The sequence below is a fragment of the Clostridium sp. CS1-1 genome, from assembly GCF_056135525.1.
Genome location: NZ_CM148680.1, coordinates 4,460,170 through 4,484,329, shown reverse-complemented (window position 1 = coordinate 4,484,329; position 24,160 = coordinate 4,460,170). Strand labels below are relative to the sequence as shown.

Annotated in this window: 24 protein-coding genes, 1 pseudogene and 1 riboswitch; of the genes and pseudogenes, 17 read left to right on the top strand and 8 right to left on the bottom strand. The window is 32.2% G+C overall.

Annotated elements, in window-relative coordinates; genetic code table 11:
• Positions 1-7 precede the first annotated feature (7 nt).
• From iolD to cobU, 7 genes are all read left to right on the top strand, one after another.
• A complete protein-coding gene (gene iolD, locus AC0N0V_RS21205; protein WP_474460870.1) occupies positions 8-1,942 on the top strand; it encodes a 3D-(3,5/4)-trihydroxycyclohexane-1,2-dione acylhydrolase (decyclizing) in 1,935 nt (644 codons plus the stop codon).
• A gap of 97 nt (positions 1,943-2,039) precedes the next feature.
• Entirely contained in the window at positions 2,040-2,936 is an 897-nt protein-coding gene (iolE, locus tag AC0N0V_RS21200; RefSeq protein ID WP_474460868.1) for a myo-inosose-2 dehydratase, read from the top strand.
• 41 nt (positions 2,937-2,977) lie between these two features.
• On the top strand, positions 2,978-3,988 hold the full coding sequence (gene iolG / locus AC0N0V_RS21195; RefSeq protein WP_474460866.1) for an inositol 2-dehydrogenase: 1,011 nt from the start codon (positions 2,978-2,980) through the stop codon (positions 3,986-3,988).
• Positions 3,989-4,084: 96 nt separating this feature from the next.
• A complete protein-coding gene (larAH6, locus tag AC0N0V_RS21190; RefSeq protein WP_474460864.1) occupies positions 4,085-5,332 on the top strand; it encodes a nickel-dependent malate racemase, LarAH6 family in 1,248 nt (415 codons plus the stop codon).
• 233 nt (positions 5,333-5,565) lie between these two features.
• Complete coding sequence (gene cobC / locus AC0N0V_RS21185) at positions 5,566-6,153, top strand: alpha-ribazole phosphatase (protein ID WP_474460863.1); 588 nt, start codon at positions 5,566-5,568, stop codon at positions 6,151-6,153.
• A 53-nt stretch (positions 6,154-6,206) separates the two neighbouring features.
• On the top strand, positions 6,207-6,956 hold the full coding sequence (cobS, locus tag AC0N0V_RS21180) for an adenosylcobinamide-GDP ribazoletransferase (protein ID WP_474460861.1): 750 nt from the start codon (positions 6,207-6,209) through the stop codon (positions 6,954-6,956).
• A gap of 115 nt (positions 6,957-7,071) precedes the next feature.
• Positions 7,072-7,620, top strand: coding sequence for a bifunctional adenosylcobinamide kinase/adenosylcobinamide-phosphate guanylyltransferase (gene cobU, locus AC0N0V_RS21175; RefSeq protein WP_474460858.1), 549 nt, complete (start codon positions 7,072-7,074; stop codon positions 7,618-7,620).
• 17 nt (positions 7,621-7,637) lie between these two features.
• Here cobU and AC0N0V_RS21170 read toward each other — a convergent pair whose 3' ends face one another.
• The 3 genes from AC0N0V_RS21170 to AC0N0V_RS21160 are packed head-to-tail and all read right to left on the bottom strand — an operon-like array spanning position 7,638 to position 10,482.
• Entirely contained in the window at positions 7,638-8,468 is an 831-nt protein-coding gene (locus AC0N0V_RS21170; protein WP_474460856.1) for an ABC transporter ATP-binding protein, read from the bottom strand.
• A 3-nt stretch (positions 8,469-8,471) separates the two neighbouring features.
• Positions 8,472-9,518, bottom strand: a complete 1,047-nt coding sequence (locus AC0N0V_RS21165) for a FecCD family ABC transporter permease (RefSeq protein ID WP_474460854.1) — start codon at positions 9,516-9,518, stop codon at positions 8,472-8,474.
• Positions 9,519-9,540: 22 nt separating this feature from the next.
• Complete coding sequence (locus tag AC0N0V_RS21160) at positions 9,541-10,482, bottom strand: ABC transporter substrate-binding protein (RefSeq protein WP_474460853.1); 942 nt, start codon at positions 10,480-10,482, stop codon at positions 9,541-9,543.
• Positions 10,483-10,594: 112 nt separating this feature from the next.
• Positions 10,595-10,776, bottom strand: a riboswitch (cobalamin riboswitch).
• Positions 10,777-11,153: 377 nt separating this feature from the next.
• On the opposite strand from AC0N0V_RS21160, the gene AC0N0V_RS21155 reads away from it, so the two are divergent.
• Together AC0N0V_RS21155 and AC0N0V_RS21150 are read left to right on the top strand one after the other, a co-directional pair.
• Positions 11,154-11,345 carry a DUF1858 domain-containing protein gene (locus AC0N0V_RS21155; protein WP_474460851.1) on the top strand — a complete coding sequence of 64 codons (192 nt, stop codon included), beginning with the start codon at positions 11,154-11,156 and terminating at the stop codon, positions 11,343-11,345.
• 188 nt (positions 11,346-11,533) lie between these two features.
• Positions 11,534-11,725: a DUF1858 domain-containing protein gene (locus AC0N0V_RS21150; protein WP_474460850.1), complete on the top strand. Its 192-nt coding sequence runs from the start codon at positions 11,534-11,536 to the stop codon at positions 11,723-11,725.
• 50 nt (positions 11,726-11,775) lie between these two features.
• On the opposite strand, the gene AC0N0V_RS21145 is transcribed toward AC0N0V_RS21150, so the two are convergent.
• The gene (locus AC0N0V_RS21145) at positions 11,776-12,684 is read right to left on the bottom strand and encodes a cation diffusion facilitator family transporter (protein ID WP_474460848.1); all 909 of its coding nucleotides are present in this window, start codon (positions 12,682-12,684) and stop codon (positions 11,776-11,778) included.
• Between the two features lie 321 nt (positions 12,685-13,005).
• Between AC0N0V_RS21145 and nifJ the strand changes: the two genes are divergently transcribed.
• Positions 13,006-16,539 (top strand): pyruvate:ferredoxin (flavodoxin) oxidoreductase, encoded by a 3,534-nt coding sequence (gene nifJ / locus AC0N0V_RS21140; RefSeq protein ID WP_474460846.1) that lies wholly within the window; start codon positions 13,006-13,008, stop codon positions 16,537-16,539.
• A 107-nt stretch (positions 16,540-16,646) separates the two neighbouring features.
• On the opposite strand, the gene AC0N0V_RS21135 is transcribed toward nifJ, so the two are convergent.
• A complete protein-coding gene (locus AC0N0V_RS21135; RefSeq protein ID WP_474460843.1) occupies positions 16,647-16,814 on the bottom strand; it encodes a CDIF630_02480 family spore surface protein in 168 nt (55 codons plus the stop codon).
• Between the two features lie 270 nt (positions 16,815-17,084).
• Between AC0N0V_RS21135 and AC0N0V_RS21130 the strand changes: the two genes are divergently transcribed.
• Both AC0N0V_RS21130 and AC0N0V_RS21125 read left to right on the top strand, forming a co-directional pair.
• Positions 17,085-17,561: a DUF3189 family protein gene (locus AC0N0V_RS21130; RefSeq protein WP_474460842.1), complete on the top strand. Its 477-nt coding sequence runs from the start codon at positions 17,085-17,087 to the stop codon at positions 17,559-17,561.
• Between the two features lie 19 nt (positions 17,562-17,580).
• On the top strand, positions 17,581-17,934 hold the full coding sequence (locus AC0N0V_RS21125; RefSeq protein ID WP_474460840.1) for a cupin domain-containing protein: 354 nt from the start codon (positions 17,581-17,583) through the stop codon (positions 17,932-17,934).
• A 113-nt stretch (positions 17,935-18,047) separates the two neighbouring features.
• On the opposite strand, the gene AC0N0V_RS21120 is transcribed toward AC0N0V_RS21125, so the two are convergent.
• Positions 18,048-18,692 (bottom strand): undecaprenyl diphosphate synthase family protein, encoded by a 645-nt coding sequence (locus AC0N0V_RS21120; RefSeq protein ID WP_474460838.1) that lies wholly within the window; start codon positions 18,690-18,692, stop codon positions 18,048-18,050.
• A 391-nt stretch (positions 18,693-19,083) separates the two neighbouring features.
• Between AC0N0V_RS21120 and AC0N0V_RS21115 the strand changes: the two genes are divergently transcribed.
• Positions 19,084-20,202 carry a cell wall-binding repeat-containing protein gene (locus AC0N0V_RS21115; RefSeq protein WP_474460836.1) on the top strand — a complete coding sequence of 373 codons (1,119 nt, stop codon included), beginning with the start codon at positions 19,084-19,086 and terminating at the stop codon, positions 20,200-20,202.
• 310 nt (positions 20,203-20,512) lie between these two features.
• Positions 20,513-20,674 (top strand): rubredoxin, encoded by a 162-nt coding sequence (rd, locus tag AC0N0V_RS21110; RefSeq protein ID WP_474460835.1) that lies wholly within the window; start codon positions 20,513-20,515, stop codon positions 20,672-20,674.
• A gap of 185 nt (positions 20,675-20,859) precedes the next feature.
• Here the strand turns inward: rd and AC0N0V_RS21105 are convergent, their stop codons facing one another.
• Positions 20,860-21,780: an alpha/beta fold hydrolase gene (locus tag AC0N0V_RS21105; RefSeq protein WP_474460833.1), complete on the bottom strand. Its 921-nt coding sequence runs from the start codon at positions 21,778-21,780 to the stop codon at positions 20,860-20,862.
• A 179-nt stretch (positions 21,781-21,959) separates the two neighbouring features.
• Between AC0N0V_RS21105 and AC0N0V_RS21100 the strand changes: the two genes are divergently transcribed.
• Positions 21,960-22,514, top strand: coding sequence for a hemerythrin domain-containing protein (locus tag AC0N0V_RS21100; RefSeq protein ID WP_474460831.1), 555 nt, complete (start codon positions 21,960-21,962; stop codon positions 22,512-22,514).
• A 90-nt stretch (positions 22,515-22,604) separates the two neighbouring features.
• Here AC0N0V_RS21100 and AC0N0V_RS21095 read toward each other — a convergent pair whose 3' ends face one another.
• Positions 22,605-23,249, bottom strand: coding sequence for a hypothetical protein (locus tag AC0N0V_RS21095; protein ID WP_474460830.1), 645 nt, complete (start codon positions 23,247-23,249; stop codon positions 22,605-22,607).
• 320 nt (positions 23,250-23,569) lie between these two features.
• Here AC0N0V_RS21095 and AC0N0V_RS21090 point away from each other — a divergent pair, with 320 nt between their 5' ends.
• Positions 23,570-23,776, top strand: a complete 207-nt coding sequence (locus AC0N0V_RS21090; RefSeq protein WP_474460828.1) for a DUF1858 domain-containing protein — start codon at positions 23,570-23,572, stop codon at positions 23,774-23,776.
• A gap of 33 nt (positions 23,777-23,809) precedes the next feature.
• A pseudogene (locus tag AC0N0V_RS21085) lies at positions 23,810-24,020 on the top strand (hydroxylamine reductase); the annotation flags it as partial.
• Positions 24,021-24,160: the final 140 nt, after the last annotated feature.

Genomic DNA, 24,160 nt, shown 5'->3' with positions numbered 1-24,160 from the left:
TGAAAGCATGAAAACCATAAGACTTACAATGGCTCAAGCTCTCATTAAGTTTTTGGATAACCAATATATAGAGTTTGATGGCAGCGTAAATAAGTTTGTTAAAGGGGTACTTACAATCTTTGGACATGGAAATGTGCTTGGGTTAGGTCAGGCACTAGAGCAAGATTCTGGAGAATTAGTAGTTCATCAAGGAAGAAATGAGCAAGGGATAGGACATGTAGCCATGGGGTTTGCTAAACAAATGCATAGAAAACAAATATATGCTTGCACATCTTCTGTAGGACCAGGAGCCGCAAATATGGTAACAGCAGCAGCTACTGCAACAGCAAATAGAATTCCCGTATTATTCCTCCCAGGAGATGTATATGCAACGAGGCAACCAGATCCAGTGCTTCAGCAAGTAGAACATTTTCATGATTTAACTATAAGCACAAATGATGCTTTTAAAGCTGTAAGCAAGTATTGGGATAGAATAAGTAGACCAGAGCAATTAATGGCAGCAGCTATAAATGCTATGAGAGTATTAACCGATCCTGCGGATACAGGGGCTGTTACATTAGCATTACCTCAAGATGTTCAGGGGGAAGCTTATGATTATCCAGAATATTTTTTTAAAAAGAGGATTCACAGAATAGAAAGAAGACCTGCGACTAGAGAAATGATTAGAGAGGCAGTAGATTTAATTTCTAAGAAGAAAAAGCCTATACTGATATGCGGAGGAGGGGTTAGATACTCTGAAGCAGCGGAAGCACTTAGAAATTTTGCTGAAAGATTCAATATTCCATTTGGAGAAACGCAAGCGGGTAAAAGTGCAATAGTTTGGAATCATCAATTAAATTTAGGTGGAATAGGAGCAACAGGAAACTTAGCAGCAAATACTATCGCTAAAGATGCAGATCTTGTAATTGGAGTAGGAACTAGATATACAGACTTTACAACATCATCTAAATGGCTATTCCAAAATCCAGAAGTACAATTTCTAAACATAAATGTAGCTGAATTTGATTCTTATAAGTTAGATGCGGTTAATGTTACAGCAGATGCTAAAGTTGCTTTAGAAGCTGTAGCCGAGGAGTTAAAAAAAGTAGAGTATAAGTCGTCATATAAAGAAGAAATAAGGAATGCTAAAGATAAATGGGAAAAAGAACTAGATAGGTTATTTAATTTAGAATATGCAGGAGAAGGATTTAAACCAGAGGTAGCTGGACATCTAGATCATGTATTAGATGAATTTACAAAGCAAACAGGAGCATGCTTAACTCAAACAAGAGTATTAGGAGTTCTTGATGAAATGTTAGATGATAATGCAATAGTTGTTGGATCGTCAGGAAGTTTACCAGGAGATTTACAAAGGGTTTGGAGAGCAAAAGAACCAAACACATATCATATGGAATACGGATATTCTTGCATGGGGTATGAAGTAAATGCATCACTAGGGGCTAAATTTGCAGCTCCACATAGAGAAGTATATACGTTACTAGGTGACGGTTCTTATATGATGCTTCATTCAGAGATACCAACATCTATACAAGAAAGAAAGAAAATAAATGTTATAGTATTTGATAATATGGCTTTCGGGTGCATAAATAATTTGCAGATGGGTAAGGGCATGGGAAGCTTTGGTACTGAGTTCAGATTTAGAAATGAGGAAACAGGTAAGCTAGATGGAGGCTTAGTTCCAATAGACTTTGCCATGAGTGCTGCTGCATATGGGTGCAAGACATATACTGTTAAAACAGTGGAGGAACTAAGAGCGGCTATAGAAGATTCTAAGAAACAAACAGTTTCTACTTTAATTGACATTAAGGTTCTACCAAAGACCATGACACATGATTATGATTCTTGGTGGCGAGCAGGTGTTGCAGAAGTATCAAATAAAGAAAGTATAAAAGAAGCTCGTAAGGAATTAGAAGAGAATATAAAAAAGGCTAGACAGTATTAAATTTTAATAGATTATGCATGAGGAATTAGCTTCTTTAATAATAAATTTGATGGATTAATAGGGTTAAACATTAATAGATCATTATGGAGGAATAATTATGTTAGATAAAAATAAAGTGAAACTTGGAATAGCTCCAATAGCTTGGACTAATGATGATATGCCGGAGCTTGGAGGTGAAAATACTTTTGAACAATGTGTAAGTGAAATGGCTCTTGCTGGCTTTACAGGAAGTGAAGTAGGGAATAAATATCCTAGAACTATTGAAGTTCTAAAAAGAGCTTTAGAACTAAGAGGAATAAGAATTGCAAGTGCTTGGTTTAGTTCATTTTTAACTACTAAGCCTTTTGAAGAAACTGCAAAAGCTTTTATAGAACATAGAGATTTTCTACATGCGATGGGAGCAGAGGTAATAGTTGTAGCAGAACAAGGACATAGTGTACAAGGTTTGATGGATACCCCTGTTTTAAGTAAGAAACCATACTTTACTGATGAAGAATGGAGTAAGCTTGCAAGAGGATTGGAGGAGCTTGGAAGACTTGCAGCGGAAAAGAATATGAAGATAGTTTATCATCATCATATGGGAACAGGGGTACAAACCTTAGAAGAAATAGATAGATTAATGGAGATGACAGATGACAGTTTAGTATATCTTCTTTTCGATACAGGACATCTTACTTTCTCAGAAGTAGATCCAGAAGTAGTATTGAGAAAATATATAAATAGAATAAAGCATGTACATTTAAAAGATATAAGAAAAGATATTTTAGATAGAGTAAAAATTGAAGAACTGAGTTTCTTAAATGCAGTTAAATCGGGAGTGTTTACTGTTCCAGGTGATGGAATGATAAATTATGATTCATTATTTAAGATTTTAGATGATAACAAATATGAAGGTTGGTTTGTAGTTGAAGCAGAGCAAGACCCTGCCAAAGCAAATCCATTAGAGTACGCAATTAAAGCAAGAAGATTCATAAGAGAAAAGACAGATTTATAGAAAAATGAACTAATTTAAAGTGAAGATAGGGGAGATTAATTATGTCAAATAAAATTGTTTTAGGAATTATAGGTGCTGGAAGAATAGGAAAGTTACATGCAGAAAATGTAGTTAATAATTTTGTGGATGTAAAGGTAAAATCAATTGCAGACGTATATGTAGATAATATTAAAGAATGGGCTAATAACTTAGGAATTGAAAATGTATATACAGATTATCACGATATATTAAAGGATGATGAAATAAATGCAGTTCTTGTATGTTCATCTACTAATACACATTCCATTATCTCAATAGAAGCAGCTAACGCTGGAAAGAATATTTTCTGTGAAAAACCTGTTGATTATGATTTAGAGAGAATAGGTTCTACCTTAGAGGCTGTGAAAAAGGCAGGAGTTAAGTTCCAGGTAGGATTTAATAGAAGATTTGACCATAATTTCTTAAAAGTACGTGAATTAATTAATGAGGGAAAGATTGGGGAACCTCAAATTATCAAAGTTACATCAAGAGATCCTGAACCACCATCAGCAGAGTATGTTAAGACTTCAGGTGGAATGTTCCTTGATATGACTATTCATGATTTTGACATGGTAAGATATCTAGCTGGAAGTGAGGTAGTTGAAGTTTACACAAATGCAGCAGTACTTGTTGATCCGGCCATTGGAGAAGCAGGAGATGTGGATACGGCTCTAATAAACTTAAAATTTGCAAATGGTGCTATAGGAGTTATAGATAACAGCAGAAAAGCAGTTTATGGATATGATCAAAGAGTTGAAGTATTTGGATCAAAGGGAGGAGTAACTGTAAGTAATGATACTCCATCCTCAGCAGTACTTAGCACTGCAGAAGGGGTATTTTCCGATAAACCTAAGTATTTCTTCTTAGAAAGATACAAGGACTCATTTGTAGAAGAATTAAGACAGTTCTTTAATGCAGTAAAAAATGATACTCCAACTCCTATCGAAGGAATAGATGGTCTAAAACCAGTAATAATTGCTATGGCTGCTAAAAAGTCTTATGAAGAAGGCAAACCAATAAAGATAGTTGAGTAGGAGAATCTAAAAACTAAATTAAAACAGTAGAATTAGACAAAATTTAAGTCTGACTCTACTGTTTATTTTTAAATAAATATAGGGGAGAGAATAATAATGGAGTATAGTCTTGGCTTTGCAAAAGGAAAAATGAATTTTAATATAAGTGATGGCAATTTGCTAGAGGTTTTGAAACCTAATGAGGTTGAACTAGAATTGACAGGTGTAGAAGAAGTAAGGAGGGCTATGGAAAATCCTATTGCTTCAGAAAGATTAAGAGGTATAGTTAAGAGTGGGGAGAAAATAGTAATAGTTACTAGTGATATAACAAGACCTATGCCAAGTAAAGTAGTTCTACCAACAGTTATAGAAGAATTAAATGAGGCTGGAATTAAAGATGAAGACATTACAATAGTATTTGCGCTTGGAAGCCATAGAGCACATACAGAAGATGAAAAGAAATACCTTGTTGGAGAAGAAGTTTATGGCAAAATAAGTTGTATAGATAGCAATTCAACAGAATTTGTACATCTTGGGGTAACTGCAAATGGAACTCCTGTAGACATAAATAAAGTAGTTGCAGAGGCTGATAGAAGAATCTGCTTAGGTAATATTGAATATCATTATTTTGCAGGATATAGTGGTGGCGCAAAAGCAATAATGCCTGGAGTTTCAACGAGGGCTGCTATTCAAGCAAATCATAGCAAAATGGTAGAGGAAGAAGCAAGGACAGGAAACCTAAAAACAAATCCTGTGAGACTAGATATAGATGCAGTTGAAAAATTTGTACCTATAGATTTTATATTAAACGTAGTATTAGATAGTAGTAAACAAATAATTAAAGCTGTAGCAGGTCACTATATAAAAGCACATAGAGCAGGTTGTGAGTTTTTAGATAGTTTTTATAGGATACAAATAAAAGAAAAAGCTGACATTGTTATCACAACTCCTGGTGGGTATCCAAAGGATATAAATTTATACCAAGCACAAAAGGCATTAGATAACTCCAAACATGCAGTAAAAGAAGGGGGAATAATTATACTAGTTGCTTCTTGTAAGGAAGGATTAGGGGAAAAAATTTTTGAAAATTGGATGTTGAGTGCAGAAAAGTCTGAAGATATGATTGAAGAAATAAAAAAGAATTTTCAATTAGGTGGACATAAAGCTGCGGCAATTGCAATGATATTACAAAAAGCTAAGATTTACTTAGTTTCAGAACTTCAGCCAGAGTTTGTAAAGAGGATATTTATGGAGCCGTTTAGAGATTTGCAGAGTGCTGTGGAATCTGCTTTCAAGGAACTTGGAAATGATTCAAAAGTAATACTTATGCCTTTTGGCGGATCAACTTTACCGAGTTTGAGTTAAAAGGAAAAATACTGTAGGTAAGTTTAGTATAATCTAATTTATCTATAGTATTTTTTGTTTAAATGAATTTAAAATATAAAAGTAATGAGTGAAGATTATAGATTAAAGCAAGTATAGTCTATGTTTTTTAAAGCTATTTATTAAGTGAAAAGTTTTGGTGATTGTATTATAATGTAAAAGGAGGAAATGGCAAAATTGTAGGATTTAATACTCAGTTGATTGGGGGGAGTTTGGTGAATTTATATTTTGTAAGACATGGAGAGACTGAGCATAATAAGAATAAATTTTATTATGGGAGTTTAGATGTAGAACTTACAAGTAAAGGAAAGTCTCAAGCTGAAGGAGTAGGACAATTGTTAAGGGATATCAGCTTTAGGAAAGTTTATGTAAGTGAAGCTAAGAGAGCAAGGCAAACAGTTACCATTTTGTTAGAGAATAAAGAGTATGAAATTATCGAAGATAAAAGAATCAATGAGACAAGCTTTGGAAAGTTTGAAGGAAAAGGTTATGAGCAAATAAAAGAAACCTATCCAATAGAATGGAAAGCGTGGTGTGATGATTGGAAGAATTTTTGTCCGCCAGAGGGAGAAAGCTACGTACAATTTTATAGTAGAGTTAAAGGCTTTATGGATGATATTCTTAAGAGCGAAGAAGAGGATATTCTTATAGTAACTCATAGTGGAGTTATCAGGTCAATGTACTGTTATGTACTAGGTGGAAACCTAGATTTTTTTTGGAACTTTGGTTCAAAAAATGGAGATGTAACTATTATAAAATATGAATACGGAAATTTATACATAGACAGTATATCTCATGTATAAAGCAACTCTAAATTTTAACTGCATAATTAAAAGAAATTAAGGAGGAAATTGTGGTGAAGAATGTAATATTAAACTTATTGCTTATGATTCAATTCTTAACAAGGATTCCCATTAATATGAACTTGCCTTGTGAAAAAGAGAACTTTAGAAGAGGGGCTGTATTTTTACCAATTGTGGGGCTAATAGTAGGCTCAATACAATGGGGCACTTATAAACTTCTCATAAGTATCATGCCTCTAAATACAACTATTGTTGTAGTATTGCTAGTTGGAATAATAATAACAGGAGCACTTCATATAGATGGATTAGGCGATACCTGCGACGGTTTCTTTGCTTTCAAGGGTAATGATAAAATAATTGAAATAATGAAGGATAGCAGAATAGGGACTTATGCTTGTATAGCTATTATATTTGATTTTTTATTCAAGTATACATTGTTAACATCTGTAGTTCCTAGGTTTTCAGTAGCAATAATGGCTGCGCCGATTTTATCTAGGTTTTCTATGGTATTTTTATTTCTTATAGGTAAAAATGCAAAGAGTAATGGAACGGGAAACTTATTTGTGGGGAATATAGGAAAATTGCAATTATTCATTAGTTTATTAATAACAGTTGGAGTTTTATCCTTAATTATGAACCCAAAGTATGTAATTATTCTATTAGTTTTTGCGATAGCATTAACTTTTGTATTCTATAGCTTCTGTAAGAGTAAAATAGGAGGAATTAGTGGAGATGGGCTCGGTGCAAATAATGAATTAGTAGAAATATTAACTTTAATTATTATTGCAGTAATTTTAAGATAGTATGAAACAAGATATAAGAAACTAAATTAAATATTATACATATATAGTTTAATTAAGTTATATTTATATTTATATTTTTAAGCTTCAAGTAGTGAATAGTTAAGGAGAGGATTATATGGGTAAGATAATATTAGTTACTGGAGGAAGTAGAAGTGGTAAAAGTACTTTTGCAGAAAAGTTATTAGAGGATAAAGAAGATGTACTTTATATTGCCACAGCAGTAGTAACAGATATAGAAATGGAAAAGAGAATTGAAAATCACAGGAAGCGTAGGAATTCAAACTGGGGAACTTATGAGGGATTTAAGGAATTGGACAAAGTAATTAAAGAAGATAATCATGAATATATAATGTTAGAGTGTATAGGTACAATGATTACCAATTTTATGTTTGATGAAGAGTATGATTTTGATACTATATCACAAGAAGAGATATCGAAACTAAGTAAAAAAATAAAGATAGAAGTAGAAAAACTGCTTATTGCAGCAAAGGAGAATAATAAGAAGATAATTATTGTTACAAATGAAGTAGGGTGGAGTTTAGTTCCTGAATATAGAATGGGAAGAATATTTAGTGATATTTTAGGACATTTAAATCAATATATAGGAAGCTTTAGTGATGAAGCATATTTAGTGGCTTGTGGATTTCCTTTAAAACTAAAATAGTAGAAACGAGTTATACATTAAGTTGAGTATAACTCGTTTTTATTTTGAGACAACTTTGAATACTTGCTCACAGGAATAATATGGGGTCTACTATTTTCAGGATGTTTTAATAAGTATACATCCATATTATAAATATCTTTGATATTCTTTTTATTTATAACTTCTTCGGGAGTTCCATTTGCTATAATTTCGCCTTGGCTTAGCAATATTACATGGTCACTATATTGAGCGGCTAAGTTTAAATCATGAAGCACAGCTACAACCGTAATATTTTTATTCAATAATTTGATTGTGTCAAGTAATTCTACTTGGTGGTATAGGTCTAAGTGGGAGATTGGTTCATCTAATAGCAAAATGTTAGTATCTTGTGCAATAGCTCTTGCTATTAGAACTCGTTGCTGTTCTCCACCACTTAATGAAGATATATTTTTCCCCCTTAGATGCCATGTATTTGTCATCTCCATAGCATTTTTAGCTATTTCTAAATCTTTACTTCCTTCAGATTGAAACCTAGACAGATATGGTGAACGTCCCATTAAGACTATATCTAAAACAGAAAATTCAAAGTCTAAAATAGTATTTTGAGGAACGGTAGAAATTTTTCTAGCTAAATCTTTATTTTTGAAGTCTAAAATATCTATACCTTCTATCAATATACAATTTTTTTCAGGTTCAAGAACTTTAGATAAATTTTTTAAAAAAGTTGTTTTACCTGAGCCATTTGGACCAATTATACTATAGAACTTATTCTTTTCAAAGTTAATGCTTATGTTCTGAAGAATAGTTTTGTCTTCATATTTATAATGAAAGTTCTTTACTTCTATTGAGTAAACTTCAGACCTTTTCAACTATTACACCTTCTTTTTATTTTTTATTAAAAGGTACATAAAGTAAGGAGCGCCAATTAATGAAGTAATTGCTCCAACAGGGATTTCAGCAGGAGATACTAGGGTTCTCGCTAGGGTGTCTGAAAGAATCATAAAAATGGAGCCGCCTATGGCAGAGAACGGAATTAATATTCTATGGTCAGGGCTAATCATCATTCTAATGATGTGAGGAATTATTAACCCTACGAAGCCAATAACACCACTAACGGAAACACAAGCAGCTACCACTACAGAAGAAACAATTAAAATTATTCTCTTTAAGGTTTCAACTTCAATACCTAAACTTTTTGCGCTGTCATCTCCTGTAAGCATTATATTTAAATCTCTAGAAAAAGCCAATAGAACTATAAATCCTATAAATACAATGGGAAACAGTATAATAACCTGTTCCCAATTAGCAGTAGTTATACTTCCCATAATCCAAAATACTATCTTTTCAACATTTTGTCTATTAAATGCCATCAATAGAGATATCATTGAGGATAAAAGAAAGCTTATGGATATACCAGCAAGAAGAAGAGTATTTGTTGGAACCTTACTTCCCACTCTTGCAGTACTATACACTATAATAGTTGTAAGAATAGCTCCAATGAAGGCTGAAAGAGTAACTAATCCTAACCCGCCAAAGAAGTTTTCTAATCCTATCGAAATTGCTATCGCGGCACCAAGTGCTGCACCAGAAGATACGCCGAGAACGTAGGGGTCTGCCATTGGATTCTTAAACATTGCTTGAAAAGATGCCCCTACTATAGATAGGCCCATTCCCACTATAGCAGAAAGAATAATACGAGGTAATCTTATATTAAGTATTATTAAGTTATGAGTAGATGGATAAGCTTCTATATGAAATAAATGTCCTATAAGTGGAAGCTGACTTAATATAATTTTTAAGGACTCTAAAAACGATATATTTGCAGTACCTAAGGTGCTGCAAAGAACTACTAAAGAAATTAGTATAATAAATATAGTAATAAATTTAAATTTATAATGCTTTTTACTTATTGAAAACATAATTAAACCTCTTTTCGGTTAACTACTTAAATACCTCAGGATGTATTATTTTAGCTAATGACTCTAAACCATCCGCAAGTCTAGGTCCCTGTCTATTTAAGATATCCATATTAATTTCATATATTTTATCATTTTTTACTGCAGTCAAGTCCTTGTAACCATTGGTGTTTTTTATGCCAGATTTAGTATTATTTGTATTTGAGCATATTAAAATATCAGGATTCTTTTCAATAAGCCTTTCAAGGCTGTAAGCCCAACCATCAGCATCATCTGCAGCATTTCTACCACCAGCCATAACAATAAGCTTACCAATAAAAGTGTTTCTACCAGCAGTAAAATCTCCCTCTTTGCCATAGGATAAGGCATAGTACACACTCGGAGTGTCCTCACCTTTAACCTTTTGAGTAATTGTGTCAATCCTTTTTTTCATGTTAGATACTACTTCAATTGACTTAGTATTTGCATTTAAAACCACTCCCACCTGATTTATAACATCATAAGTACCTTCAAGGCTGTCATCTTTACTTATAACCACAACTTTTATATTTAATGATTCTAGTTTTTGAACAATATCTTTTGTAATAATTGACGAAGCGATAACTATATCTGGCTTTAATTCAACTATTTTCTCAATGCTTGCATCTTGAATTCCGCCTATAGACTGAACCTTTTTAGCTTCCTCTGGAAAGTTACAGAAATCAGTTCTACCAATTAATTTGTCTCCTTTTCCCAGCGCATATACTATTTCAGTTATATTAGGAGCAGCGGATATTATTCTTTGAGGTTCTTTATCGATTATAATATCTCTACTATAGGAATCCTTAAAATTTAAAGGATATGAAGTACCTTGTGAAGTTTCATTTGTATTATTTTTATCTATAGAATTATTATTAGAACATGCAGATAAAGACAATATAAAAATAGAGAATAATAATAGTGCAAGTAATTTTTTTAGTTTGGGCATTTAGTTTCCTCCTTAGTTTTTTAGTCTTAAATCAAATATAAATTAAACCGTTATCTAATAGATAACGGTTTACAAACATATTATTTGTTCACCAGCTTATCCACGTAAGCTTTAAAAGTGTAAAGCTTAGGCAGGTCTCCTGGCTCTGATTCATTGCATATTGACGTCTTCCCTGATATCAAGTGACATGATATATCAATATACTCATCATTACAGTGGCGGGACCGCACGAGACTCTAACTCGTTTCCCTTTTCAACTCATATTTTATGAGTACCTAAACTTAAATAATTTAATTTTAATTAATTATAGCATTTACTAAAAAAGTTATCAATAATTCGTTAACTTAACCATAGGTTTATGTATAAGCATGTAAATATAATAGTGTAATAGCATTACATTTATTATACTCATCAATTTATAATAATATAAGTTTGCGTTTAATTTCATACAGTATATAAGTAGAAGCTATAAGTGGATTTTTAGCATTTGTCAAACTTGGTATATATGGAGAGTAATATTAAACTTGGCAATAGAGCATAGTAACTATAATGTAACTAATGAACTCTAAAGTGCTATATTGAATTTATTATGAAATGAGAATATAATAAATGTATAATAGAAAATATATGTTAAGTTAGTATAACAAATAAAATGAAGAGAGGTAAATGATATGGAAAAAGTAACTAAAGACATGACAATTGGGGAAATAGTTAGACTACATCCTAGAGCAGGTGAAATATTAATGACTTTTGGTATGGGATGTATTGGATGCCCAGCTTCTCAAGCAGAGACACTTGAGCAGGCAGCTCAAGTTCACGGATTGGAACTTGACAATTTACTAAGAGCTTTAAATACACTATAATATAATCTAAATAAAAGTATAATTAAGTTTAAACTCCACCTTTTAGTAAGGTGGAGTTTTTATTTATAGGAGTTTGAGTAATTTTAAATAAGCCTGTTTAAAGTATTATAATTTATCTTTAGGGCAAGATAATTTTGAAACTAATATTAATATAATCATCATATAAAAAATAAAGAGAGGTACATGATATGGAGAAACTAAATAAGGATATGTCTATTGGAGAAGTAGTTAGATTAAATCCTAAATATGCTGAAGTTTTAATGACATTTGGTATGGGATGCGTTGGATGACCAGCTTCACAAGCGGAAACCCTTGAGCAGGCTGCTCAGGTCCATGGGTTAGAACTCGATGACTTATTAAAAGCATTAAATTCAGTATAATAATTTGTGAATTTTAAAAGGCTTTTGCAGATTCTCTGCAAAAGCCTTTTTTAACTTTTTTTTGGTTGTATTATTAAACCCTCTTTACAACATGTACAACGATGAGTACAGGATTCTATGTGTATCATAATGTTAGTGTTTTTTAAAGACTGTTCAAGCTCAAGTTCTATTTCATCACATATATCGTGAGCAGCCTTTATAGTCATATTTTCCGGAAACACTATATGTAAATCAATATATTTGTAAGACCCGGCTTTCCTTGTTCTTAAATCATGAAAGTCACAGTAAAGAGATTTATATTTAGAAATAGTATTAGTTATTATATTTATCTCATTGTCAGACAACTTTACATCCATTAGGGGTTCAAAAGCTGTTTTTAAAAGATGAAAAGCTTCCCTTAGAATAAATATGGCAACTAATATGGCAACTACGGGATCTAAAAAGCTTAATTTTGTAAGCCAAATTAGCAATAAACCGGTCCCAACACCAAGGGATGTATATACATCAGCTTTTAAATGGAGGGCATCGGCTTCCAAAGCTATTGAATCCTCTTGTTTAGCAATTTTATATAACTTTTTAGAAACAATAGTGTTTACACCAGCAGAAATAAACATAACAATAAAGCCGAGTCCTACAGAACCCACAGCTTCGGGATGAATAATCTTTTTAACTGCTTCTACTATTATCCATATAGATGCTGCAAAAATAAGTAATGCCTCAATAACGCCAGATATATTTTCAACCTTACCATGTCCATAAGGATGATTCTCATCAGCAGGTTTATCAGATATTCTTACTGAAAAGAAGGCTACGATTGCAGCTGCTAAATCCATGGCTGAATGAATCGCTTCAGATATTATGCTTACGGAACCAGTAAAAATACCTACAAATAACTTCATAATAATAAGAGCTATATTTGAAAAGATTGAAAGTCTTGCTGCTTTTGTTTTCACACCCATACTTATTATTTCCTCCTAAAGAATTGTCACATTATCATTTGATAATTAATTACAAAACATATAATAACTCAAAAGCCTTATGAAGTCAATAGTCATAACTTGATATGGATTATCAATTGATAAAGAATTTTATTAATAAATAGATCAGCACTAGTATGTACTTAAATCTTAATTATATTTGTTCTAAAATGGTATAAGAAATTTGGCGAATAAAAATAGTAAAATTTTTAATTTGTATGTATGATAATTTTTCTATTTCAAATAATAAGTTAGAGAAAAATTATTATCTGAAATTTACTAAGCGTTAGGAGGATTAGTCTTATGGCTAAAATTATGAAAACTATGGATGGGAATCAGGCTGCAACACATGCATCATATGCATTTACAGATGTTGCAGCTATATTCCCAATTACGCCATCAACACCAATGGGAGAAATAGCTGATGATTGGGCTGCCCATGGCAAAAAGAATTTATTTGGTCAGACTGTTAGAGTTTCAGAATTACAATCAGAAGCAGGAGCTGCTGGAGCAGTTCACGGTTCTATTATAGCAGGAGCTTTAACTACTACTTACACTGCATCTCAAGGTTTGTTACTAATGATACCTAATATGTATAAGATGGCAGGGGAACTTCTTCCAGCAGTTTTCCATGTAACTGCCCGTGCGATTGCTACCCATGCACTATCTATATTTGGAGATCACCAAGATGTAATGGCTACTAGACAAACTGGATTTGCACTTTTAGCTTCTTCAAGTGTGCAAGAAGTTATGGATATCGCCCCTGTAGCGCATCTTGCTGCTATCAAATCAAGAGTGCCATTTTTACATTTTTTTGATGGATTTAGAACCTCACATGAATATCAAAAAATAGAGGTTATAGAATATGAAGATTTGGCAAAGCTAGTAGATCACCAAGCTATAAAGGAGTTTAGGGATAGAGCACTAAATCCAGAACATCCTTCAGTAGCAGGAACTGCGCAAAATCCAGATATATACTTCCAACAAAGAGAAGCTTCAAATAGATTTTTTGAAGCTGTTCCAGATGTAGTGGAAAACTACATGAGAGAAATAGAAAAAGTTACAGGAAGAGTATATCATCCATTTGACTATTATGGAGCAGGTGATGCAGAATACATAATTGTTGCTATGGGGTCTGTCTGTGATACTATAGATGAAACAATTGATTATCTTATGAGTAAAGGAGAAAAGGTAGGACGTATAAAAGTACACTTATATAGACCTTTCTCATCAAAATACTTCTTTGACGTTTTACCTAAGAGTGTAAAGAAAATAGCAGTTTTAGATAGAACAAAGGAACCTGGCTCATTAGGCGAGCCGCTATACCTTGATGTTACTAGCCTATTCTATACAAAGGAAGATAAGCCTGTAATTGTAGGTGGAAGATATGGTTTAGGTTCTAAAGATACAAGACCATCACAAATACTTTCAGTATATAATAATTTAAAGAAAGATAGTCCTAAGAATGGATTTACAATTGGAATAGTAGATGATGTTACTAACACTTCACTACCAGAAGAAGAAATTATAGATACTACACCAGAAGGAACAATAAGCTGTAGATTCTGGGGCCTAGGTTCCGACGGAACAGTAGGAGCTAATAAATCCGCTATTAAGATAATTGGGGATAATACAGATCTTTATGCTCAGGCATATTTTTCTTATGATAGTAAAAAATCAGGAGGAAGTACTGTTTCGCACTTAAGATTTGGAAAGCAAGCAATAAAATCACCTTATTTAGTTTATGATGCAGATTATGTTGCATGTCATAATAGATCATTTGTATTTCAGTTCGACCTTGTAAAAGGACTTAAAAAGGGTGGTACATTTGTATTGAACTGTCCATGGGACGAAAAAGAGCTAGAAGAAAAGCTTCCAGGAGTTTTTAAGAAGTATATTGCTGAGAATAATATTGACTTCTACACTGTAGATGCTGTAAAAATTGCCAGTGAAATAGGATTAGGCGGAAGAATAAATATGATTATGCAAACTGCCTTCTTCAAGCTAGCTAAGGTAATTCCTATTGAGGATGCTATTAGATATTTGAAGGAATCTATTGAAAAGACCTACGGTAAAAAAGGTCAAAAAATAGTAGATATGAATAAAGCTGCAGTAGATAGAGCAATAGATGCCCTTGTAAAAGTAAAAGTTCCAGATACTTGGAAGGATATGAAAGTTGAAGAATCGAATACTGATTGTGGATGCAATGATGACTTCGTTCAAAGTATACAAAGACCTATGGCTAGAGCTGAAGGAGATGAACTTCCAGTAAGTGCCTTCAAAGGAAGGGAAGATGGAAGACATCCAATGGGAACTACTGCCTATGAAAAGAGAGGTATTGCAGTAATGGTACCTCAGTGGCAACCTGAAAAGTGTATACAATGTAATCAATGTGCTTATGTGTGTCCTCATGCTACTATAAGAGCATTCTTATTAGATGAAGAAGAAATGAAAAATGCACCAGAAGGATTTATAACTAAGAAAGCTGTAGGAAGAGGATTAGAAGGATTAGGCTTCCGTATTCAAGTAACTCCATTAGATTGTACAGGGTGCGGAAATTGTGCGGATGTATGTCCTGCTCCAGGAAAAGCTCTTGTTATGCAGAATGCTGAGCAAGAAATTGAAGCACAAGCTGATAATTGGGAATACGTAATCAGCAAAGTTACAAATAAAGATCACTTGATGGATAAGAAGACTTTAAAAGGAAGTCAATTTGCTAGACCTTTATTAGAGTTTAATGGAGCATGTCCAGGATGTGGAGAAACTCCATATATAAGACTTCTTACTCAATTATTTGGTGATAGAATGATGATAGCTAATGCTACTGGTTGTTCTTCTATTTGGGGTGCAAGTTCACCATCAATAGCATACACAGTAAATGCTGAAGGAAAAGGTCCATCTTGGGGTAACTCATTATTTGAAGATAATGCAGAGTTCGGATATGGAATGCATTTAGCAGTTGGTCAAATGCGAAATAGAATAGCAGATTTAATGAACCAGTACATGAATGGTCAGGCAAAAGATAATATTAGGGAAGCTTTTGATGAATGGCTTAAGTGCAAGGAGGATGGAGAAGCATCTAAGGCTGCATCTGCCAGAGTTTTAGAAGCCTTAAAAACTGAAGATTGTAATGCTAATCCAATATTGCAGGAAATAATGGAGAAAAAATATTTCTTAATTAAGAAGTCTCACTGGTTAATAGGTGGTGACGGTTGGGCTTATGATATTGGATATGGTGGTTTAGATCACGTTCTTGCATCTGGAGAAGATGTAAATATATTTGTAATGGATACAGAAATATATTCAAACACTGGTGGTCAATCTTCTAAAGCAACTCCAACTGCTGCAGTTGCAAAATTTGCAGCGTCAGGTAAAAAGGTAAGAAAGAAAGATCTTGGATTAATGGCTATGAGTTATGGTTATGTATATGTTGCTCAAATTGCTATGGGAGCAAATATGAACCATACAATGAAAGCAATAGTTGAGGCTGAAAAATATAAAGGACCATCATTAATAATAGGATACTCTCCATGTATAAGCCAGGGTATTAAAACAGGTATGGGTACTAGTCAAAAGGAACAAAAGAAAGCTGTTGAGGCAGGATATTGGCACTTATATAGATATAACCCATTGTTAAAAGAGGAAGGGAAAAATCCATTTGTACTTGATTCTAAGGAGCCAACTGCTTCCTTTAGAGAATTTATTAATGGAGAAATAAGATATAGCTCATTAGCAACCACATTCCCAGATATCGCTGAAGAATTATTTGCAACAGCAGAACTACATGCAAAAGATAAGTATCAAATGTACAGAAGATTAGCAGATATGAAGTATTAATAAAAAAGTCCCCTGTAAATAGGGGACTTTTTCTGATGAAGTTAAGACTCGAATCAGGTGAGGGGATAACCCCATCTGATTCTTAGTCGGATAAATAAAAAAGATTTTTATTTTTCATTACTATCAACGTAATCTTTAGCGTTTCTAACTTCATCATCGCTAGGAATTGAAACATTAGAAACGGGTTTTGTTTCTTGAATATTTGCCCAAGAGGCAGTTTCGTGTTTTTCAATAGGTGTCTCAAAAGAACAGCTTTTAATTGTTTCTTTTGTCATTCATATCACTCCTTAATAAATTATTATTTTAGTACCACTTCATATATTAGTATCTTCAAAGTTTATAAAAGCTATAAGTAGAATAATTAATAAAATTTAGTAGTTACATGCAAAGGTTACAGGAATATATCAGATGCTTATGTAGAACAATAAGTTTAAATACTATATTTGAATGATGATTTTAGCATAGTTATATGTATAAACCATAAATTTAAATTAGCTATAATGTTATTCATTTACAATTAATTTTTATTATGAGGTGGTGATTCTTTGATAATAATTTACCATGATGTCGGAGGAGCTCATTCTACGGCAACTGCGGCTAATATTCATATTAATAACCTTCCTATGGATAGAGTACCCGATAAGAGTGAATTACTATCATTACCAACGTTTGATAAAATACATAAAAATCAACTAGGGCATATCCTATATATTGGCGAAGATGAGTTTGGAGCGAAGGTATATACTATTGGGCGTAAGTATAGTCCTAATATAGTGTTATCAGCTATAAAAGATATTTTTAATATATCGGGCTCGGAAGAAGAGCTATGTATAGTTGATACTCATCCGACAGTAAATATATGGATGAAAATTGGAGGATTTACGTCAAGAGGCCTAGGGGTAGTAAGTATAGGAAGACCTATTGTGACCTATGGAACATTAAAGGCTTACAATAGTATTGTAGAAATAGTAAGAGAAGTAAAGGATATAATACGGAAAAATGGATATTCTAAAAATAATTAGTTTATAGGAGGGTAGATTTATGAAACTTGAGAAAATAGCTGATAAAATGGTTTACTTAGATAGTACATTTACAAAAAGAATTTTATTTAATGAGGAAAAGGTTTTAACATTCGTTTTGAATCTTAAAACTGGTCAAGAACTTCCTCCACACCAACATGAAGATAGTGACTTAGTACTTTATGTAATTGCAGGCAAAGGAGAGCTCACTGTAGATGGAAAAATAAGTAATATTTCTACAGGCGATGTAGTGCATTGCATTGGCGAAGAATTGTTTAGTATAAAAAATAATGGTAGTGAAAATATGTCTTGTTTTGTAGTTATAGCTCCAAGACCATCACCAAAAGCTTACGCAAGTGAGTTTGGTAATTCTTAAGTTATATGAAGAGAACTGTAGCCTTATGTTCTTCTCAATCGAATAACATAAGGCTACTAATACTAATATTAGGTAAAATTATAATTAGATTTGATAATAAGTATAATTTTAGATTAGCCACCTAAAGTTATATCTTGCTCTTCATACCACTTAAGTGCATCGTGGATGTGTGAAGGTTTAAAATCTGGCCAATAATCATCTATTATGTAAAAATCGGAATACACAGATTGAACTGGAAGGAATCCACTAAGCCTTCTTCTGCCACCCCATCTTATAATCAAGTCTACTCTAGTTATATCTGATGATTTTAAACTACTCATGATATACTTTCTATTAGTAGTCTCTATATTAAGTACATCACTTAAATCCCATTCCCAGCCATAATTTACTAAAAAATTAACTTTCATATCACCACTGCCAAAGATTTTTCTTTCGGTGAAAGGTAATAATTCTTTGGGGAACATAGGAGATTTAGTATTTCCAACTACTAAAAGAGAGGAATCTTCTTTTGAAAGCATTTTGACTGCTTCTATACACGCTATAGTAAAGGCCCTAGTTTGTACTGATGGTCGCTTAGTATTATCGGTAGTGAATCCATAATAGGTTAACTCTTTAACACCTAGTTCTTTACAAATTTTAAACAGTTCTAAGCCTGGTCTTAATCCGGGTCCATAACCTTGTTCTTTATTTAGACCTTCTCTTACAGCCCATCTTCTATTTCCATCAGGTATAATTCCAATATGAGTTGGAATTCTCATATAATTACCTCCTCTGTGCTACATACTAATGTAATTAATACCATTAGCTAGAAATATTATTCCCAATAAATTCATAATATATACTTTATGTTTATCTTAAAATATGATTCTACGTTTACCAAATATATCATGTAGTAAACTTTTCAATATTATAAATAATAATACTGTAACTGGTTAAATTAATCATATAAAGATTTATTTATATGCACAAATCTATTTTAGAATTTATTAACTATAATGTTGTTATATTATTGAATGATCGAAAAAGAGAGATACACCCTCAGAGAATAGTTTCTAAGCTTCAAATATAACAAGAATTCATCTTGATTCTAAGAAATCTGTTTATGTGCATTTAAAAATAACAATTTAACTAAATGAGGAGGATTTCATAATGAAAAGAACAAGTAAAGTTGGCTTAGTAAGTGCTACTCTTCTTAGCTTAGTTTTAACAACAGTACTTAATCCAGTAACTGTTAAAGCTCAAGCTGGCACAGCTACTAGAACAAGTGGAACAACCAGATATAAGACAGCAGCGGAGTTAGCTACAAAAAACTGGACTACCTCAAAGGATGTAGTTTTAGTATCAGGTGAGGGATATGCAGATGCAGTAAGCGGGTCAGCGTTAGCTAAAAAATTAGGAGTTCCGATACTTTTAACTACACCTGGTACACTTGATCCAGATGCTAAAGCAGCTATTCAAGACCTAAAAGTAGAGAATGTGTATGTTATTGGGGGAGAAGCCTCAGTATCTAAAGCTATTAGAGATGAGTTAAAAACAATAACTTATACAGAGACTACTACTAGCAGTTCAATTACTACAGCTTCTAATAGCAGCAATATAACCCTTAAAGAACTAAGTGGAACTAATAGATATGAAACTAACCTAGCTGTTGCTAAGGAATTAGTAGGTCAGCTTGGAGTTTCAGCTAGTGATGTTATGATGGTTGGCGGAGGCGGATTTGCTGATGCTCTTTCTGTAGCGCCTGTGGCAGCTGCAAAAGGACAGATATTATTACTAGGATCAAATGATCCAGCTATAATGAAGCCTGTAAAAGATTTTCTTGATTTAAATAAATCGAAAGCAACTGTAGTAGCGACAGAAGCCGTAATTGATAAAACTACTCTTGAATCTCTTCCAACAGGAGCAACAAGAGTAGGTGGTGGAGCTGACAGATTTGAAACAAATAGAAAAGTGCTAGAGCAATTTGAGAAGGAACTTGATTGGAACAAGGCATATATTGCAAATGCAAGTGGTGAAAAAGGATTTGCAGACGCTTTAGTTGCATCAGCACTTGCTGGTAAATACGGAGCTCCATTGGTATTAGTTGGCACAGAAAACGAGAAAGCTACAAAGGATGCTATTGACTATTTAAAAGCAAACCTTAAACCAACTACTGACGTTCAAGTTATAGGTGGAATAGGAGTTATTCCTGAAACTCTTCTTACTACAATAACTAAAGCTATTCCAAAAGCAGATACTACAACACCAAGTAGCATTACAATTGAGTAATTACTTGAGGAAACTGTAAAAAGACACTTAAGTTATAGATTAAGTTAGTAATATAAAAATTAAAAGACTGGTGGTAATGCGCTTACCAAGATTATACTTTGCTTTATCTACTCCAGGTAGATTCTTCGATAGTCTTAATCCAACACCACCTAGTTTTGCAGAAACAAGAAGAAGTTAAAATAATATATAATGAATAAGATATATAATTAATACACATACTTATTATGTAATACAGTTTACATAAATTTAAAGTAAAATTATTAAAGTAGGTTTTATAGAAAAAATTTTAAGAATGTAAGGAGAGAGTATAATGCAAAAATATTTATGTCTAGCATGTGGTTATATTTATGATCCAGAGTTAGGTGACCCAGATAATGGAGTAGAGCCAGGAACAGCTTTTGCAGATGTTCCAGATGATTGGGTATGCCCTCTATGTGGAGTTGGAAAAGACCAATTTGAAGAAACTGATTAAATACGATATGCCGAAAAGCCTTATTTAAAATGAAGTAGATATGAAATTAAACTAACCTCCCTAAGATGTAAATTTTAGGGAGGTTAATTTAATATGGTACAAAATTTATATTAATTATGTTGAAGTTGAAATTTTAGATAAGTAAAGATATATGTTATTTCAAGTTTAATAACATTAATATATAGTTAGCTATTGTATAAATGTCGTAGTAGTATATCAATAAACAAATCGTATTGCTCAACAAAAGGTATATGACCACAATTTTCAATTACTATTAGTTTACTATTTTTTAAGGACTTATTTAACTTTTCACCATGCTTTAGCGGCACTATTATATCATCTCGTCCCCAAATAATAAGAGTTTCTACAGTTATAGAGTCAAGTTTATTTTTTATTGGTATGTTATCACCTTGTAGACCAAATTTATAAAGTGTATCTATTGGCAATCGAACAATAATGGAATATGTTCTATTAAATAAACTCTCATCAAACTTTATTTTGTCATAAAAACCAAGTTTAAAAGAAAACTTTTGAAAGTAATAATTTCTAAAAGAAAGTCTTATAATAATTCTTGATATCGGAATAAGTTTTTTCATCAAGTTTGGGAGCTTAAGTATATTTTTATAACCAGTGCTATCTATCAAAACTAGTTTGTTTATGCTTTTAGAATGATAGCACGCCATATTTAATGCAACTTCTCCACCCATAGAGTGGCCAATTACAATAAATTTATCTACGCCTTGCGAAAGCATGAATTTAACAGCTAAATCTGCCATATTCTTTCGTGTATATACTAAATTTGAGCGTTTATCTGAAAATCCAAATCCAATTAAGTCTAAGGCATAGACTGTATAATACTTTGACAACGTAAGGATTAACTTATCAAACATTAAAATTGAACTAATAAATCCATGTACAATTAACAAAGTGGGACCAGTACCTTTTTTTATATAATTTATTCTTACGCCATTAATGTAAATATAATTGATATCTTGAATCTGATTATTAGTCTTTTTAAGGAAATAATTGTTTATACATGCATTAATAAAAGTATATATAATTACTATCATAGTTAATACAAAAACTAATATTTTATATTTAATCAAATACATCACCACCTGTAAACTTAGTTCACCCATAACTGAGAAGAATTATTCATTGTTCTATAAATTAATCTGCCATGTTTTAGAGCGCTAACTTGAGGAAGAAATGTTGAATTTAATCAACAAGTTTTGTAGAATATAAGTAAAGACTAAGGTAAGACTAACTATAGGAGGGATAAAAGATGGATGCTATTGATTTAATGAAAGAAGAACATCAATATATTAAAAGAGGATTAGGTGTTATTAGGAAAATGTGTTTATCTATTCTAGAAAATGGTCAGGTAGATTATGATAATTTTTATAAAATTATTGATTTTATAAGGAATTATGCGGATAAACACCATCATAATAAAGAAGAAGCTATTCTTTTTAAGAAAATGGAGGAAGTTATAGGAGAAATGGTCAAGGCACCCCTTGCAGGTATGCTTGTAGAACACGATTTAGGAAGACTGTTTACATCTAACTTAGAAGCTGCTTTACAGAGAACTAAGGATGGAGATAAGGATTCAAGAGTTGATGTTATAGCAAATGCTATTGGTTATGCAGATTTACTCAATAGGCATATAGATAAAGAGGATAGGGCTATATATTCCTTTGCTAAAAGAGCATTAAGTCCAGAAATGCTTGAAGAAGTGAATGAAAGGGCTAATGAAGCAGAACGAATAGGCGAGCAGCATAATACTCAAGAAACTTATCTAAGAACTTTGAAAGAATTAGAGAATAAATGGAATAACTAGTATTATCAGTTGATTAAATATTAGAGTTAAACAGAGCTTAATATTTTAGAAATTAAAAGCCGAAAGATAGACTTCTTTCGGCTTTTAAACTTATTTTCTTGTAATCTCAAAAGTAGATGAGCTACGATTAGGAATATAAACGAAGTTTTCATTTATATTTTCAACAAAAGCTTTTATCCAAGCATCTCTTAGCGCATAGAAAAAGTTTACGTCTCCGCGTGCTGCATCCCAATATCCTCTATGCAAACACATTTCGTTTTGCCATTCTAATTTATCTTCAGTATTTACTGTAATAACATTTACTCTGTCACATGGCATGCCTTCTAATATATAATTATTTAGTGCTTGATATATTTCAGAAGCACCATTAATTTCATATTTTTCTTTTGCATCTTTTCCACATTCACTGCCCTGTTCAGAATAAAGATTAACAGCTAGAGTTTTTACTTCCTCACCATGTTTGCCTAGTAATTCAGTAAGTAATGCCGCCTGTCTTGTTTCAGCTATAGATATTTTATTTTGAAGCCATCCATGAATATTTGAAACATCAATTAAATCTTCAACAGGTCTATCTTCTATAGGATGACCATGATTTTCTTGTATCTTATTATATATATTTTCTACTTCCTCGCCATATTTTTCTTTATAAGCTTTCACTAGATTAGCTTCTAAACCCTCGTATAATTTTATTTTGTTAAATAACCACGTGTGAATTGGTGCTAGAAATCTGCTCATAATAAATTCTCCTCTCATATTGATACTTAAATATAAGTATTACTCAATTCATATTTTATGAACTTTATTATACTATTAAACATTTATTTTTTCTGTAACAAAAGTTACCGATAATTGAATTTATTTTTACTAAGATTACTTTATCAAACTAAATCTTGTAAAGTTTATTTTGGTATATAAAGTTATTAAAAAATATTTTATATTCGTAACATAAGTTACCGAGAGTAATAGATAACTTTGGTAAAATGAGCTTGCAAGTTAAAATTGAGAAAAATTTAATTTAGATATAAAAATAGGTATAAATATAAGGAGGGTTATTAATGAAAATAACAGGTAGTACTTTAATAGGCGAAGTTTTAAGAATGAGCGATAAGGCTGCTCAAATATTAATGAATCATGGAATGGGTTGTGTAGGATGCCCATCTTCACAAGCAGAATCAATAGAGCAGGCTGTGGCAATTCACGGAATAAATTTAGATACTTTGTTAGCAGACTTAAATAAAGAAATCATTGGCGAAAAAGTATAAGTAACGCAGGAAAAATAATTGAAGCTGTTAAGAAATGATTTGCCATTATCATTAATACTTTCGGTATGAGCAAAAGGCAGTATGCATACTTTTAATATTACTATCACTTGGAATTAAAAATATTAAAATAGGACCATCACTACCAGCATTCTTATCTTCAAATGTAGTTAATGTATTAGTTGAAAACTTTGGGCTTGCCCCAATAACTACCCCGGAAGAAGATTTAAAGGCTATATTAGGATAATATTAAAATAAAGCTTAGATAAAAGCCCTGCTAGGAGAATGAATAATGTTTTCAATCTTCTAACAGGGTCTTTCTAAATTCAATTGTTGATTTATGCAACTAGTTATGCGCTATAAAATTAAAAAAGATATAGAATAGTT